Below are 14048 nucleotides of genomic sequence, written 5' to 3'. Positions count from 1 at the left end.
GAATAACTACTCTTGAGCTTTTTTTTCTGCTCTTGTCTGTTCTATAAGTTTATCTAAACGTTCAAAAGTTCCTAATGCTATTAACTCTTTTACAAAAGGAATATCTTTTGCTACTTTCCCTTTAGTAAGATCAACTTTAATCTGTTTATTTGTATAAGTGATTTTAGGAGTATTGTCCATATTTAAACTTTGTACAACAGTATCTTTTTTTATGATTTAAAAGTTTAAGTTTTTATGAATTGGAGTAATTAGAAACACGAAATAACAGTATTCAAAGACTGTGTATATCCAGAGAAGATGGATAGTAGATTCGTTAGTGATCAGAAGTGTTTTTAGGCGAAATAGTAAGAATTAAAAGTTATTAATTATAGTTGAAGGAATACTAAGATTCCTTTTGTGCCTTTTCGTATTCTTCTTTTCTTTTTCTTTCTCTCTCTTCGAAAATATATAACTCCCCTGAAGCTTCAAGCTGTTCAAACAACTTAAATGCATATTCTATTTTACCTGATTCGTCAATGACTCTTAGGTTATTATTAATAGTGATGATTTTAGGATTAGTATCAGTCTTTACTTCGTTTGAATCAATCTTTTTTTTCATAATGCCTTATTTTATACTGTTCGTATTCGGTGTGATTAAGAAACCTTGATAGTTTGTATTCTTTTCAAAGAACACTACTGTACCATTAGAGTGTACTCCATAGATATTAAAAAATTTAGAGAGTTCCTCATAGTTAGTGGACAAAACCATTCTGTATAACCGCGTGCGTGAAGGAGTACTTCCTCTAAAGACTATCTTATAAAATCCTTTGTCTTTTGTGAAATCAAGTACAGCCCTAAATACAGTAGCCAAAACTCTATTCATATCACCATTATTACTGACAATTCTATCATCAATAATACTGTTATTAAGTGTCTTTTTTGGTTTATCACCAAAGCTAAGATTATACAAATTAGCTTCACTTTTAATTATAGCAAAGATAATTAATTTTTTGATTGCTTGGTTTTTACCTATGCTTGTAAATTCATAGATTGAGTTTTCTCTATCTGTTGTAAATGAATAAGATGGATACTGCATATCTAACCTATTAGCGTGTTAGAATTGGCAAGTTAGGGATTATCTATAAGACGAAATAACAGTATTCAAACACCTTTTTTGATTACTCTATTTCGAAGATAGCTTGTATCTCTACCGCAGAGTTGACAGGTACAGAAGTAGCACCTAGAGTACCTCTAGCATGTTTGCCCTTCTCTCCGAATATAGCTACGGATAAGTCTGATGCCACATTCATTAGATTAGCGTGCTGAGCGTAGTCAGGAGTGGTGTTGAATATACCTGTTAGCTGTACGGTTTTCTTTACTCTGTTGAGGTCACCATCTACAGCTAATTTAAGCACCGCGATTACATTTAGCATCGTCTGTTCAGTCGCTTGCTTTGCTTGTTCTTCTGTGACATCTACACCTACCTTACCAGGATATAATATTTGGCCGTCCTTTAAGGCTACCTGATTGATGAATATTAGATTTCCACTGCGTGAGTAAGGCGTGTAGTTTCCCATAGGATTAGGCGCTACAGGCAGTATGATGTTTTTTTGTTTAAGCGTGGTTTCTACATCAGTGACTACTCGTTTAGGAGTGTTTTCCTCTTTCTTTTGAAAAGTTCCTTTTAAGGCTTTGGCAACTTTGGCGAAGTTTTGACCTTGCGTATAAGCGATTAGCAGTTCGCTTTCGCTGGGACGTTGCACCGTTTTATTTGAAGCAAGGCTACTTGCTCCTAGTACACTATTACCTTGAGGGATGCTATTATCTAGCTTCTCCGTAGCTCTGATGCCATTCGGTACGAGTATCATCCCATGTACTGCTAGACTGTTCCAGAACGACTGTAGTGCGAGCTCCTTCCCTGCTCCCCTACCAGCAGACATAAATACGGCTGTAGGCATTCCCTCTAGGGCATGAGCAGTCCACAGATCTACAGTGTTCGCGAGAAAGGCACTCATCGGAGTACTGATGTTACCAAAGTACACAGGAGATCCCCATATGGTGCCATCATAAGTAGGTAGCTCCTCAGGAGTAGCTATCTGTAGATCACTTAATAGTGCATTTGCTGAAGGTTGTACTATTTTTATAGTCGCCTCTGTGTGAGGGTTGCTTTCTATTCCCTTAGCGATTTCTTGTGCCATTCTATACGTACCACCTGTATCAGAGTGGATAAGTACTAATATTTTGGTTAGGGTATCTTTTGCCATGATCTGTGTCGTTGTGAAGAGTAGTGTACAAGTGATTAGTGCAGTATATAATGCTTTCATATTAATTATTTAAAGTATAATCACAAAGGTATACTTGCAGTTTATATTATATTTGTCAAAAAATATATGCAAAACGCCAATATCAAATGTGGATTGACCGAGAAACTCTTAGGAGTATATGATGATACTAATGAGGTACAGGCGTATGTATGGTATGAAGACAACTTCGTTCACGATGAGTATCAGCACGCTCATCAGCGATATCAGCTCACCTACGTAGAACAGGGCTATCAGTACCTTCATGTAGATAACTGTATCTATCTAGTCCCTCAGTATCACATAGCATGGATACCTTCAGGACAGCAGCACGCTACTACCTCTACAGCGAAGGATATTAATCTTAAAGTACTGTTGTATAAAGAGGTGCCAGCTGACTCATTCTATGATCAAGTGCACATCTTCCCTGCTCTTACTGTGCTGAGGGAGATGCTACAGTATGCGACGAAGTGGAATAGAGTAATCGAGACAGAATTAGAGAAAGAACAGTTCTTACAGGCTATTCTTATGAGTTTAAAATCGTTCTGTGAAGAGAATAAATCGCTCCAATTACCTATTCCTACCGATCATAGGTTAATACCTGTATGCACTTATATCAATGAGCATCTTACCTCAACGCTAGACTTAGATGAACTAGCTAGTATCTCTACCATGTCTGTACGCAATCTACAGCGCCTGTTCAAACTAGAGACGGGTATCACTCTACAGAAATACCTTCAGATCATTCGCATCTTAAAGAGTATAGAGCTAATAGATACAAGAGAATTTACCTTGAGTGAAATCGCTTTTAAAGTGGGTTATAAAAGCTTAGTGGCTTTTAGAAACTCCTACTTTGACATAGTGAAAGTATATCCTAAAATTAAAAAATAAGGGTATACCCCCCTGACAAAAGGTTGTCACTACCCTACTCTACCTTTGCTCCATAATCTTAACAATATACAGAATGATACGAGTAAGTAATGCATTAGTGTGTGCGATGGAGTTCACCAGTTTTAGAAAGAAATCAACAGTAAGTGATGACGAATTATTAGTTGCAGTAGCCCGATTTGAGCGTCAATTGTCACAGGTAGAAGGTATTGTCTATCATACCTTGGTTCGCAACTATGATAACGAGTATGCTAATGTGCTGTTCGCTACTTCTATGGAGGTGATAAAGACATTAGAAGCAGTGATAGGAAACACCAAAGAAACCCAAGACTTCTTCAGTATGGTAGATATAAGTACAGTGCAGGTGGAGTATCACGAGATACGTAAGCCTAACTTCACAGTGCCTTCCTACTTTGGTTGTATAGAGAATGGTAAGTTTTCTCTTAAAGATACTATCCAAGCCTCTACTCTATTATCTGCTTCGTATGCTGTAGAACAAGCTTATCTCAATGCTTTCGAGAACACAAAAGGACACTTTATCTCCACTCGTGGCGATAACCAATATGCCGAAATCGTATTAGGTCATACCTTAGGCAATACGAAGGAGATTTGCTACGGTTATTTTGGAAATGAAGCTTGCCTTTCTCTTCTTGGTCTAATAGACGAGTGTAGTATGCATTTAGGTTTTTGGTATGTGGTAGGATAATTATAAGATTAGTTGAAGGTCTAACTATTTTTATTGGGTACTTAAGCTCTATTTGAGCTGTTTTCTATTTATTTAGTTAGTAGATTGTTTGGGTACGAGTTTGGTATTGTTTTGAAAACAGGCTCTCATCTCAAGTAAACACTGGGAATTACCGAACACTATCAAAACAAAATAAAAGCGATTATTTGTTATATGTTGATTATTAGTGTTTTGTTTGTTTTTTGAATGATTATAATTGATCAAAAAGGGATAATTAGATCATTATTACCAAATGAGGTCAAAAGTGACTTTTTGGGACACCATAATTACTTTTAATATATGTATTTTTGAAAAAAAATATGAAAAAGTATATATGTAGCATCGCAATAGCTATGTTTGGAGTATTTATAACTTCATGTAGCAATGATGATAATCTAAATGATAGTAAACCTGTAGAAGAGAGAAAGGGACGTTTTGACAGAAGCCCTTTTAGTTGGGATGTGAAGGGAAGTGCTGAAGTGAATGATCTATTGTTTATAGATGACACTAATTATTCTGTAAATACATCAGGAGAACATTATTCTACTAGTAATGATTTATATCCTGGAGCTGTATTTCCAAAGAATAGCATAGATAGATTGACATTTGATGCTATGGTAAAAGCAGAAAAGAATCCTTATGATTTAATGTTTATGTTCTATAAATCTTTTGTTTTAAGTGATATTAGTACTAAGAAAGAGAGGGTAACATATTTAGATGCCGTTAATCAAGCTCTAGACAGCGAAGCTTTTCAATCAGAGGTAAAAAATAGAGCTTATGGTATTGAGGATTTATATATTACAGAGTGTTATACTTATAAAGATGTTGTTCAAGCTTTTAGTGGTAATCTGAAGTTAGGAGAAGTTTTTGCGAAAAATATGAAAATGAATGCAGGTGATAGTAGATATAAGTCTATTTTACTCATGAGAGTAGGTAAGGTATTCTATGGAGAGTGGTTTGAGGGAGATTATGAAAATTTCTTTAAAGAGCCTATGAATGAGAAGGACTTGTATTATGTGAAGAGAATTATGAGAGGAACTCCTGTTACTTATGTGGCAATAGAGAGTAAGGCCGATTATGCAGACTTAAATGATGCTGTAAGATCAGCATTAGTACATTATCGAAAAGAAGGTAATTTAAATTTAAATGATAAGAATGGTAAAATCTTGAGTAATGCAAGTTTTACAATACTAAGCACTGAAGATAAGATAAACAGCTTAGGTAAGTGGAGTACTTCTAAAGACGATATGTTCTCAGTACTTAAGAATAATTTATCTGCGAATTATATAGGACAACCTATTTACTTAGAGATTAGATCTGTAGATACAGATAAAAGATACTAAACAATAAAATATTTAAAGAAGACTTATGACTGCGGTTACTAAGTCTTTTTTTATGGATATTATCGTTTAAAGACGATAAAGAATAAGGCTACCTGTATGGCTAGGATGGCATAAAACTTTAGTTTAAAAGAGTCTTTAGAAATCTTATGTCTAAGTTTCTTCATCGCAATCCATGCACCTAGTGTTCCACCAAAAAAGCAAAGAGACAGGAGGTTCTTCTCAGAAACACGTCTTTTGTTTTTAATCGCTTGTTCTTTATCAAAGGCAAACATGGAGAAAGCTAAATAGTTTATTATAAGTAGATATAGGAATAAAAACTTCATGAGATTTATTTATTGTGACAAAGGTAGTATTTTAGCTATTCTTAAAATAATAAAATATGACGTTGATAGAGTTTATTCAACAGGCTGTGAGTGCTAGTGCAAAAAGTATAGAGAATACGCTGTCTCTGTTAGGAGAGGGATGTACTATACCGTTTATCGCTAGATATAGAAAAGATAGAACTGGTAATCTAGATGAGGTGATTATCGAAAAGATAGCGAAGTATAGCGAGCTGTACGAAGGGATAGTGAAGAGAAAGGAGTCTATATTAGGCTCTATAGAAGAACAGGGCAAGCTAACAGATGAATTGCGCAATAAGATTATAAATAGCTTTGATCTAACAGAGATAGAAGATTTATACTTGCCATATAAGAAGACGCGTAAGACGAAGGCTGATACAGCTAGAGAGAACGGTCTAGAGCCATTGGCTAAAGTGATTATGGCTCAGAATGCTCATGATATAGAGTCTATCGCTGCTAAATATCTTAATGATAAGGTAGGAAGTGAAGAAGAGGCTATACAAGGGGCATCTGATATCATTGCAGAGTGGATTAATGAAAATATGTATGTGCGAAAATCACTGAGAAGAAAGTTCCAACGCAGTGGAGTGATCAGTACTAAGGTGGTAAAAGCAAAAAAGGAAGAAGAGCATGCGCAGAAGTTTGAGCAATATTTTGATTGGGCAGAGCCTGTGTATAAGATACCTGCACATCGATTATTAGCAATACTAAGAGCCGAGAAAGAAGGTTTTATCAAGTTTAATGTAGGTATTGATAAAGAAGAGGCTATTAGCTTCATAGAAGATAATGTAGTGAAAGGCAAGAATGAGTGTGGTAAGATAGTAGAGAAGGCGGTAGCGGATAGCTATAAGCGTCTGTTAGAACCAGCATTGTCTAATGAAGCCTTGGTAGAAGCGAAGGAGAAGGCAGATTTAAACTCTATACAGGTATTTGCTGATAATCTTACTCAGTTATTATTAGGTTCGCCATTAGGAGAGAAACGTATATTGGCTATCGACCCTGGGTTTAAGACGGGGTGTAAGGTAGTTTGTTTAGACGAGCAAGGAGATTTATTATACAATGAGACTATATTTCCTCATGCTCCTCAGAAGGATACTACTATGGCGATGAAGAAGATTCGCTCTATGGTCAATGCATACAATGTAGAAGCTATCGCTATTGGTAATGGGACAGCCTCTAGAGAGACGGAGTTCTTTATTAAGAAAATAGCTTTTGATAAACCAGTACAAGTATTCGTAGTGAATGAGGCTGGAGCATCTGTGTACTCTGCGTCTAAGATAGCGAGAGAAGAGTTTCCTACTTATGATGTGACAGTGAGAGGTGCTGTGTCTATCGGGCGTCGTCTGTCTGATCCATTAGCAGAGCTAGTGAAGATAGATCCTAAGTCTATCGGAGTGGGACAGTATCAACACGATGTAGACCAAACATTGCTTAAAAAAGAGCTAGATAATGTGGTGATGAAGTGTGTAAACTCAGTAGGGGTTAATCTTAATACTGCTAGTAAATCGCTACTGAGCTATGTATCTGGGATAGGTGAGAAGATGGCTGAGAATATAGTGCAATACAGAACAGAGAATGGGCCATTCGAGAGTAGAACAGAGCTTAAGAAAGTACCTCGACTAGGAGATAAAGCCTTCCAGCAGGCAGCTGCATTTGTGCGTATTAAGAATGCTAAGAATCCACTAGACGACTCTGCTGTACATCCAGAGGCTTATGGTGTGGTAGAGAAGATCGCTAAAGATATGAAGGTATCTATAGGGGATATGATCTCTAATAAAGAGCTTATCGCTAAAGTAGATGCTAATAAATATACTACGGGTGAGGTAGGAGCATTAGCGCTTCAAGATATCTTAAAAGAATTAGAGAAGCCTGGTCTAGATCCTAGACGCAGTGCTAAGGTATTTGAGTTTGATCCTAGTGTGAAACAGATTACAGACTTAAAAATAGGTCAAGTACTGCCTGGTATTATCAATAATATTACCAACTTTGGTTGTTTTGTAGATGTTGGAATTAAGGAGAGTGGTCTAGTGCATATCTCTCAACTTAAAGCAGGCTTTGTATCAGACGTGAATGAAGTAGTAAAGTTACACCAGCATGTACAAGTGAAGGTGACGGATGTAGATGTGGCTAAAAAAAGAATACAACTGTCTATGATATTAGATTAAACCCAGATTCCGCATTCGGCCCATACTACGAATAAATTTAGAGTTTTTTTGTAGAATTTACTCTCGTTAATAGGTCTATCGCATATTCTAGGTTTAAAAAAATAAAAAAAACATTTCTAAATCTTGTTTTTGGCACGATACTTGTTTTTAAACTAGTACTTGAGTTTGAAACAATAATGTTGTTATTGAAAAAGAAAACAAGCAGGTAAGTAGTGTTTTTATTATGTTTTATAAGTGAAGTGCCTATCTTTTATTGTCAAGATAGGTACTTTTTTTTGTGCTATAGTGACGTATAAAAACAAAAAAGCGTTATACAGCAAGCCATATAACGCGTAAAATATATAAGTTTAGAACAGAATTATTCTGTCTTAGAGTTATCTTGTGTATTCTCTTTTTTAGTTGTCTGTTGAGCGTTTTCGTCTCTAGTAGCATCTTTAAATTCTTTGATACCAGAACCAAGTCCTCTCATTAATTCAGGGATCTTTTTACCTCCGAATAACAATAGAATGATAGCTACAATAACTATAATTTGCCATGGCCCAACCATTCCTAAAAATATGTGTAATGAGTTCATAATAATCTTTTTGAAACATTAAGTAGCGACAAATATAGTAAGAAAAATGTAAAACGTTTATTCGTAATAGGTTTTATTTAACTTTTAACGTTTATCTAGTAAGGAATTTTCTTTTAAACTGTGAATATTTAGGTAAAGTGACAGAGTCAAATTTTATAATTATTATATTTGTGTAGTAAAATAGGTACAGATGTTAGGAAAGGGACATAAAAGAAAAAAGTGGAAAAATACACTTTTAAGTAAATACCGTATTGTTATCGTTAATGATAAGACCTTTGAAGATGTAAAATCTTTTAAGCTTAATTTACTTAATGTTTTTGGCGCCAGTACTACATTGGTATTTTTGTTTATTCTATCAACTGTTTTACTGTTGGTATTGACTCCGTTAAAGGAATATATACCGGGATATTCTTCTGCTGAGTTAAAACAAAGGGCTGTAGAGTTAGCTCTAAAAGTAGATTCGCTAGAGAATGAATCTAGACAGAATCAACAGTATCTAAGTGCGATCAAAAGCGCATTATTAGGAGAAATACAGGTGACAGAGGCTAGTATAGATTCTTTAAAACTAACTCAGAAACCACTGAATCAAATCGAACATAAAGATCCTAGTGAAACAGATATGAAGCTAAGAGAAATGGTTCGACTAGAGGATAAGTATAATCTCTTCGAAGAGAGTAAACCTAAAGTTAGCCAAGTCCTATTTAGCCCAATTAATGCAGAAATAGTAAGAAAGTACGATAGTAGAGCAATGCATTTTGGGATTGACTTTAGAGCACCTGCTAATACACCTGTAAAAGCAATTAGTAAAGGGACTGTGCTATTCGTAGACTGGACTATAAAAGATGGTTATACAATCATCTTATTACACGATGAAGGTTTAATATCTGTATATAAGCACTTGACATCTCTTACTAAAGGAGAGTATGAAAGTGTAAGGTCAGGAGAAGTGATAGGTCTGTTTGATGGAAGTAGTGAGGCTACTGCATTAAATGCTTCTACAAAATACTTCCACTTCGAACTTTGGAAAGATGCCTATCCATTAGATAGCTCATTATTTATAGATTTAGAATAAGAGAATATGTCAATAAAATCATTTGGGGCTAAAGTATTTGCTTCAATTATACATAAGAAAACACAAAAGTGGGTCAATGACCCTATCAATACGCAAAAGAAGGTTTTTGAACAATTGTTAGAGGATGCTAAGCATACGGCATTTGGAAAAGACCATAATTTTGCTTATATTAATAGCTACGAAGATTTTGTAAAGCAAGTACCTGTGCGAGATTATGAAGGATTAAGACCTTATGTAGATAGAGTAGTAGCTGGTGAGAGTGATGTGTTGTGGAAAGGTAAACCTTTATATTTCGCAAAGACTTCGGGTACAACTTCGGGGGCTAAGTATATCCCATTAACCAAAGAGTCTATGCCGTATCATATAGAAGCTGCTCGTAATGCAATATTAGCTTATGTATATGAGACAGGTAAAGCGGACTTCGTAAATGGTAAAATGATCTTCTTACAAGGGAGCCCTATACTAGATGAGAAAAATGGTATAAAATTAGGTAGATTATCAGGGATAGTAGCTCACTATGTTCCTGCTTATTTACAGAAAAATAGATTGCCTAGTCTAGAAACAAACTGTATAGAGGACTGGGAGACTAAAGTAGATGCTATCGTGGAAGAGACAGTAGATCAGAATATGAGTGTGATCTCTGGTATTCCGAGCTGGGTACAGATGTACTTCGAAAAACTAAAGGAGAAAAAAGGTAAACCTGTAGGGGATATATTTCCTAACTTTAATTTGTTCATTTATGGAGGTGTAAACTATGAGCCTTATAGAGGTAAATTTGAACAAATGATCGGACGTAAGGTACCATCTATAGAGTTGTTCCCTGCTTCTGAAGGATTCTTCGCTTATCAAGATACACAGACAGAGAAAGGGATGTTATTGTTGCTAAATGCAGGTATCTTCTATGAGTTTATAAAAGTAGAGGAGTTCTTTAATGAGAATGCTAGAAGATATACGATAGGAGAGGTAGAGCTAGGTGTGAATTATGTATTAATTATCTCTACCAACGCTGGACTATGGGGATATAATATCGGTGATACGGTACAGTTCGTTAACCTGAAACCTTATAGAGTAGTGGTATCTGGGCGTATAAAGCATTTTATCTCTGCATTCGGAGAACATGTGATCGGTAAGGAGGTAGAGTCTGCTATACAAGAAGCTATGGAGGGTACGTCAGTAACGGTTAATGAGTTTACTGTAGCACCACAGATTAGTCCAGAAGAGGGATTGCCTTACCATGAATGGTTGATAGAGTTCGGCAATGAACCTGAGGATTTAGAAGCTTTTGCTTTAAAGATAGATAATGCTCTAAGAAAGCAGAATATGTATTATGATGATCTAATTGTAGGAAAGGTGTTGAAGACATTAGTCATCTCTAAAGTAAAACAAGAAGGCTTTAATAATTATATGAAAAGTATAGGAAAGCTAGGAGGGCAAAATAAGTTGCCTAGATTAAGCAATGATAGAATCATCGCTGATCAATTAAAATTATATTAGTAAAAAGAAATAATAAGACGTAAAAAGGAGAAGTATATGAAAGAGATAAAGAATATATCTAGAACGAGAGCGCAAGTGTCGTCTGCAGCTGTGGAGCGTATGTATATTACAATGCGCCATTTGTTTAACAGAGGTTTTTATAAACCGATGGGAGTGTCAGGAGATACATTAAGAGAAGCGCTATTAGAATTGCGTCCAGAAATATATGGTACTATCGCAGAAGAAAAAGTAGAGTTAAACGGATTGTTATATGTTATCGAACGCCTTCCGATTGGAATAGAGGAGTGTCGTTATATTAACTTGACATCTGATGAGGGGTATTCATTCTCTCACTTTACAGCTATAGTACCACCTAAGAGAAGAAGAAACTGTTATCGAATAGATGAGGAACAGATGAATATCGAGATCACTAGAGGTAGATCTGATATCTATGATGTTTTGACTCACTTGACATTTATATTCATCGAATCGCATAAAATTAAAGATCGTGTATTGATAGGAGAAGATGGTAAGGTAACTCGCGATTGGAAAAAGATAGAAACTGCAGCTAAAAAAGAAGAGTTTTTAGAATTAGAGGAGAAAGAGGTAATCATGTCTCACTTAGCTAATGTATTAGGACGTTCTTTTGCTGAGGTTCTTGATGTATATGAGAAGTTTGCTATTCCTGAAAATCCAGATCGCTTCTTAGATGTGATTTATTGGTTAGGAAAGTTAGCTATAGAAGAGGATGTGTATAACGATAAACGTACAATCACTTTTAGTCCACTACTTAGAGAGCGTCTAGGTCACCATATCTATGGAGAAATGTGGTCTGATAGAATTAAAGAAGTACTTACAGCAAAAGGATTGTTAGAGCGTCCAATCCATATCATCAGTGCGAATATGCACAGTGTGATGAATTCTATCTTTGCTCCTTCAGTTGTAAAGAGTGAAGTAGAGGTGAGTTCTGAGCTAGAGGTGTACGAAGAATTAAGTAAGCCTGAGAATAAACACCTTAGAGATTTAGTTAATGAACGTGCTGAAAATGAAGGAATGACTTTCTTAAGAGATGAGTCAGGAACGAACATTGACGTTCAAATATTCGATACTGCTAAGATAGATTTTGCTACTACAAACTTTAAGGCTCAGCAAATAGAAGGAGAGTATCCTGTGATTATCGTTATGGATTACGCTTTCGGTGAGCAGGCTTATGAGACGATTGATGAGCTTTTAAAGCCTTATAAAAAGACAACGATGATAGATGTGGAATCTGTGTCTATCATGGGTAAAGCAGGTATCTTAGTAGGAGATAAAGGTGATATTATGATTCCATTCGCTCATATTAATGAGGGAACAGGGGATAATTATCCTTTTGATAATGAATTGACAGTAGATATGTTTAAGAATGATGATATCCCTGTATTTGGAGGAACAATGGTTACTGTATTAGGTACATCACTTCAAAATAAGGATTTATTAAAGTTCTTCCACGATTCTACGTGGGGTGTAATCGGTCTAGAGATGGAAGGTGCTCACTACCAAAAAGCAATACAGTCTGCTTCTAAAATCAGAAAAAGTATTAATCCTGATGTGAAAGTAAGATATGCTTACTATGCTTCTGATAATCCATTAGAGACAGGTAGTACATTAGCTTCAGGAGGGTTAGGTACAACAGGAGTAAAGCCTACTTACTTAATTACCATTAAAATACTAGAGCAGATATTTAATATTAAGTAATTAAATTCTAAATAGTTTAAGATAAATGAGCCATCACAGAATATATGTGGTGGCTTTTTATTTTGATTTATATGTTAAATTGTGAATTTAAGTGTAATTTTATAGTCTTAGAATTTAGTTGAAAAGATGAAGGTATTTACTACTCCTATACAAGATTGTGTTATCATAGAACCAAAGGTATTCTTCGATGAGCGAGGATATTTCTTAGAGAGCTTTAATGAGGCTGTTTTTGCGAAAGAAACAGGGTTAGCTGTACGTTTTATTCAAGACAACCAATCTAAGTCTTCTAAGGGCGTTCTAAGAGGGCTTCATTACCAAAGAGGAGCTTATCAGCAAGCTAAGCTAGTAAGAGTATTACAAGGTGAGGTATTAGATGTAGTAGTGGATCTTCGCAAGGACTCTAGTACATATGGACAGCAGTTCACTCAAGTGCTATCAGCAGATAATTTTAAACAGGTGTTTATCCCTAGAGGGTGCGCGCATGGTTTTTTAGTAAAGAGTGAGACGGCAATATTCGCTTATAAGTGCGATAACGTTTATAATAAAGAATCTGAAGGGGGTATCATCTATAATGATCCAAGTTTAGGGATTGATTGGGAGTTTAATCTTGATGAGGTTATCGTTTCTGATAAAGATAAGGTATTACCATTATTCGAAAATGCTTTACCTATATGATCAAGATATTAGTTACAGGGGCTAAAGGACAAGTAGGACAATGCTTACAATCTATAAGTCATGAATATGATGGAGTGGAATTCTTTTTCTTTGATTCTAGTCAGTTAGATATAACGAATGAAGTTTCGATAGATGAGGTTTTCAGTAAAGTGTACCCTGATTATTGTTTTAATTTAGCTGCTTATACTGCTGTAGATAGAGCAGAGGATGAGGAAGAATTAGCGTATAAAGTAAATGCTGAAGGAGTAATGCACTTAACAAGAGCATGTAATCAATACAATACTACGTTAGTGCACCTGTCTACTGACTTTGTATTTGATGGTCATAAACAGACTCCTTATACTGTCTCTGATATCCCAAATCCTATTAATGTGTATGGTGCTTCTAAATTAAAGGGAGAATTATACATAAAAGCGAATATGAAGCGTTACTATATCGTGCGTACTTCATGGGTGTACTCTGATTATGGTCATAATTTTAAGAAGACGATGTTGAGATTAGCAGAGACTAAAAGTGAAGTAAGTGTTGTAATGGATCAAATAGGTTGTCCTACTCATGCAATAGAATTATGTCATTTTTTAATGTCTCTGATGCAAGGAAATCATGATTATGGGGTTTATCATTATAGAGGCGATGTAATTTGCTCTTGGTATGACTTTGCGGTATCCATATTTAAAGAGAATAATATTAATATAAAAGTGAATCCAATCACTACTGAGGAATATCCTACTAGGGCTAGTAGACCGAGGTATAGTGTGTTGGGTATGTAGATATGAA

The 14048-nt window shown here is 35.5% G+C and carries 15 protein-coding genes; 9 read left to right on the top strand and 6 right to left on the bottom strand.

The genetic code is table 11. The features are described 5' to 3' along the window. Positions 1-6: 6 nt before the first annotated feature. From E0Z07_RS17990 to E0Z07_RS05165, 4 genes are all read right to left on the bottom strand, one after another. The gene (locus E0Z07_RS17990; RefSeq protein WP_165868442.1) at positions 7-180 is read right to left on the bottom strand and encodes a hypothetical protein; all 174 of its coding nucleotides are present in this window, start codon (positions 178-180) and stop codon (positions 7-9) included. A 202-nt stretch (positions 181-382) separates the two neighbouring features. Beyond that, entirely contained in the window at positions 383-598 is a 216-nt protein-coding gene (locus tag E0Z07_RS05175) for a hypothetical protein (RefSeq protein ID WP_131540363.1), read from the bottom strand. Between the two features lie 6 nt (positions 599-604). Then, entirely contained in the window at positions 605-1075 is a 471-nt protein-coding gene (locus tag E0Z07_RS05170) for a DUF6934 family protein (protein ID WP_131540362.1), read from the bottom strand. 82 nt (positions 1076-1157) lie between these two features. Continuing rightward, complete coding sequence (locus E0Z07_RS05165; RefSeq protein WP_131540361.1) at positions 1158-2303, bottom strand: Atu1372/SO_1960 family protein; 1146 nt, start codon at positions 2301-2303, stop codon at positions 1158-1160. A 66-nt stretch (positions 2304-2369) separates the two neighbouring features. Between E0Z07_RS05165 and E0Z07_RS05160 the strand changes: the two genes are divergently transcribed. The 3 genes from E0Z07_RS05160 to E0Z07_RS05150 all read left to right on the top strand — a co-directional run bounded on the left by E0Z07_RS05160 (position 2370) and on the right by E0Z07_RS05150 (position 5234). Then, on the top strand, positions 2370-3170 hold the full coding sequence (locus E0Z07_RS05160) for an AraC family transcriptional regulator (RefSeq protein WP_131540360.1): 801 nt from the start codon (positions 2370-2372) through the stop codon (positions 3168-3170). A gap of 73 nt (positions 3171-3243) precedes the next feature. Next, positions 3244-3873: a hypothetical protein gene (locus E0Z07_RS05155; RefSeq protein ID WP_131540359.1), complete on the top strand. Its 630-nt coding sequence runs from the start codon at positions 3244-3246 to the stop codon at positions 3871-3873. A gap of 338 nt (positions 3874-4211) precedes the next feature. Beyond that, a complete protein-coding gene (locus E0Z07_RS05150) occupies positions 4212-5234 on the top strand; it encodes a hypothetical protein (RefSeq protein WP_131540358.1) in 1023 nt (340 codons plus the stop codon). Positions 5235-5293: 59 nt separating this feature from the next. On the opposite strand, the gene E0Z07_RS05145 is transcribed toward E0Z07_RS05150, so the two are convergent. After that, positions 5294-5557, bottom strand: coding sequence for a DUF1294 domain-containing protein (locus E0Z07_RS05145; protein ID WP_006257968.1), 264 nt, complete (start codon positions 5555-5557; stop codon positions 5294-5296). 56 nt (positions 5558-5613) lie between these two features. Between E0Z07_RS05145 and E0Z07_RS05140 the strand changes: the two genes are divergently transcribed. Beyond that, positions 5614-7740, top strand: coding sequence for a Tex family protein (locus E0Z07_RS05140; protein ID WP_131540357.1), 2127 nt, complete (start codon positions 5614-5616; stop codon positions 7738-7740). Between the two features lie 358 nt (positions 7741-8098). Here E0Z07_RS05140 and E0Z07_RS05135 read toward each other — a convergent pair whose 3' ends face one another. Further along, on the bottom strand, positions 8099-8314 hold the full coding sequence (locus E0Z07_RS05135) for a twin-arginine translocase TatA/TatE family subunit (RefSeq protein ID WP_006257970.1): 216 nt from the start codon (positions 8312-8314) through the stop codon (positions 8099-8101). A gap of 190 nt (positions 8315-8504) precedes the next feature. On the opposite strand from E0Z07_RS05135, the gene E0Z07_RS05130 reads away from it, so the two are divergent. The 5 genes from E0Z07_RS05130 to rfbD all read left to right on the top strand — a co-directional run bounded on the left by E0Z07_RS05130 (position 8505) and on the right by rfbD (position 14041). Next, a complete protein-coding gene (locus tag E0Z07_RS05130; protein WP_131540356.1) occupies positions 8505-9386 on the top strand; it encodes a murein hydrolase activator EnvC family protein in 882 nt (293 codons plus the stop codon). Between the two features lie 6 nt (positions 9387-9392). Continuing rightward, positions 9393-10880, top strand: coding sequence for a GH3 auxin-responsive promoter family protein (locus E0Z07_RS05125; RefSeq protein ID WP_131540355.1), 1488 nt, complete (start codon positions 9393-9395; stop codon positions 10878-10880). A 36-nt stretch (positions 10881-10916) separates the two neighbouring features. Further along, positions 10917-12596 (top strand): DUF6909 family protein, encoded by a 1680-nt coding sequence (locus tag E0Z07_RS05120; RefSeq protein WP_006260441.1) that lies wholly within the window; start codon positions 10917-10919, stop codon positions 12594-12596. 126 nt (positions 12597-12722) lie between these two features. Beyond that, on the top strand, positions 12723-13271 hold the full coding sequence (rfbC, locus tag E0Z07_RS05115; protein WP_006257974.1) for a dTDP-4-dehydrorhamnose 3,5-epimerase: 549 nt from the start codon (positions 12723-12725) through the stop codon (positions 13269-13271). Next, positions 13268-14041 (top strand): dTDP-4-dehydrorhamnose reductase, encoded by a 774-nt coding sequence (gene rfbD, locus E0Z07_RS05110; protein ID WP_006257975.1) that lies wholly within the window; start codon positions 13268-13270, stop codon positions 14039-14041. The genes rfbC and rfbD overlap by 4 nt, the downstream gene beginning before the upstream one ends. Positions 14042-14048: the final 7 nt, after the last annotated feature.

It is taken from the genome of Myroides odoratimimus, assembly GCF_004337635.1.
GTDB classification, from domain to species: Bacteria; Bacteroidota; Bacteroidia; order Flavobacteriales; family Flavobacteriaceae; genus Flavobacterium; species Flavobacterium odoratimimum.
This window is presented reverse-complemented; position numbering and strand designations above follow the sequence as displayed.

What these genes read in the sequence shown, in the direction of transcription:
- E0Z07_RS17990 (WP_165868442.1), bottom strand. Translation starts at nt 180, where the DNA reads ATGGACAATACTCCTAAAATCACTTATACAAATAAACAGATTAAAGTT.
- E0Z07_RS05175 (WP_131540363.1), bottom strand. Translation starts at nt 598, where the DNA reads ATGAAAAAAAAGATTGATTCAAACGAAGTAAAGACTGATACTAATCCT.
- E0Z07_RS05170 (WP_131540362.1), bottom strand. Translation starts at nt 1,075, where the DNA reads ATGCAGTATCCATCTTATTCATTTACAACAGATAGAGAAAACTCAATC.
- E0Z07_RS05165 (WP_131540361.1), bottom strand. Translation starts at nt 2,303, where the DNA reads ATGAAAGCATTATATACTGCACTAATCACTTGTACACTACTCTTCACA.
- E0Z07_RS05160 (WP_131540360.1), top strand. Translation starts at nt 2,370, where the DNA reads ATGCAAAACGCCAATATCAAATGTGGATTGACCGAGAAACTCTTAGGA.
- E0Z07_RS05155 (WP_131540359.1), top strand. Translation starts at nt 3,244, where the DNA reads ATGATACGAGTAAGTAATGCATTAGTGTGTGCGATGGAGTTCACCAGT.
- E0Z07_RS05150 (WP_131540358.1), top strand. Translation starts at nt 4,212, where the DNA reads ATGAAAAAGTATATATGTAGCATCGCAATAGCTATGTTTGGAGTATTT.
- E0Z07_RS05145 (WP_006257968.1), bottom strand. Translation starts at nt 5,557, where the DNA reads ATGAAGTTTTTATTCCTATATCTACTTATAATAAACTATTTAGCTTTC.
- E0Z07_RS05140 (WP_131540357.1), top strand. Translation starts at nt 5,614, where the DNA reads ATGACGTTGATAGAGTTTATTCAACAGGCTGTGAGTGCTAGTGCAAAA.
- E0Z07_RS05135 (WP_006257970.1), bottom strand. Translation starts at nt 8,314, where the DNA reads ATGAACTCATTACACATATTTTTAGGAATGGTTGGGCCATGGCAAATT.
- E0Z07_RS05130 (WP_131540356.1), top strand. Translation starts at nt 8,505, where the DNA reads ATGTTAGGAAAGGGACATAAAAGAAAAAAGTGGAAAAATACACTTTTA.
- E0Z07_RS05125 (WP_131540355.1), top strand. Translation starts at nt 9,393, where the DNA reads ATGTCAATAAAATCATTTGGGGCTAAAGTATTTGCTTCAATTATACAT.
- E0Z07_RS05120 (WP_006260441.1), top strand. Translation starts at nt 10,917, where the DNA reads ATGAAAGAGATAAAGAATATATCTAGAACGAGAGCGCAAGTGTCGTCT.
- rfbC (WP_006257974.1), top strand. Translation starts at nt 12,723, where the DNA reads ATGAAGGTATTTACTACTCCTATACAAGATTGTGTTATCATAGAACCA.
- rfbD (WP_006257975.1), top strand. Translation starts at nt 13,268, where the DNA reads ATGATCAAGATATTAGTTACAGGGGCTAAAGGACAAGTAGGACAATGC.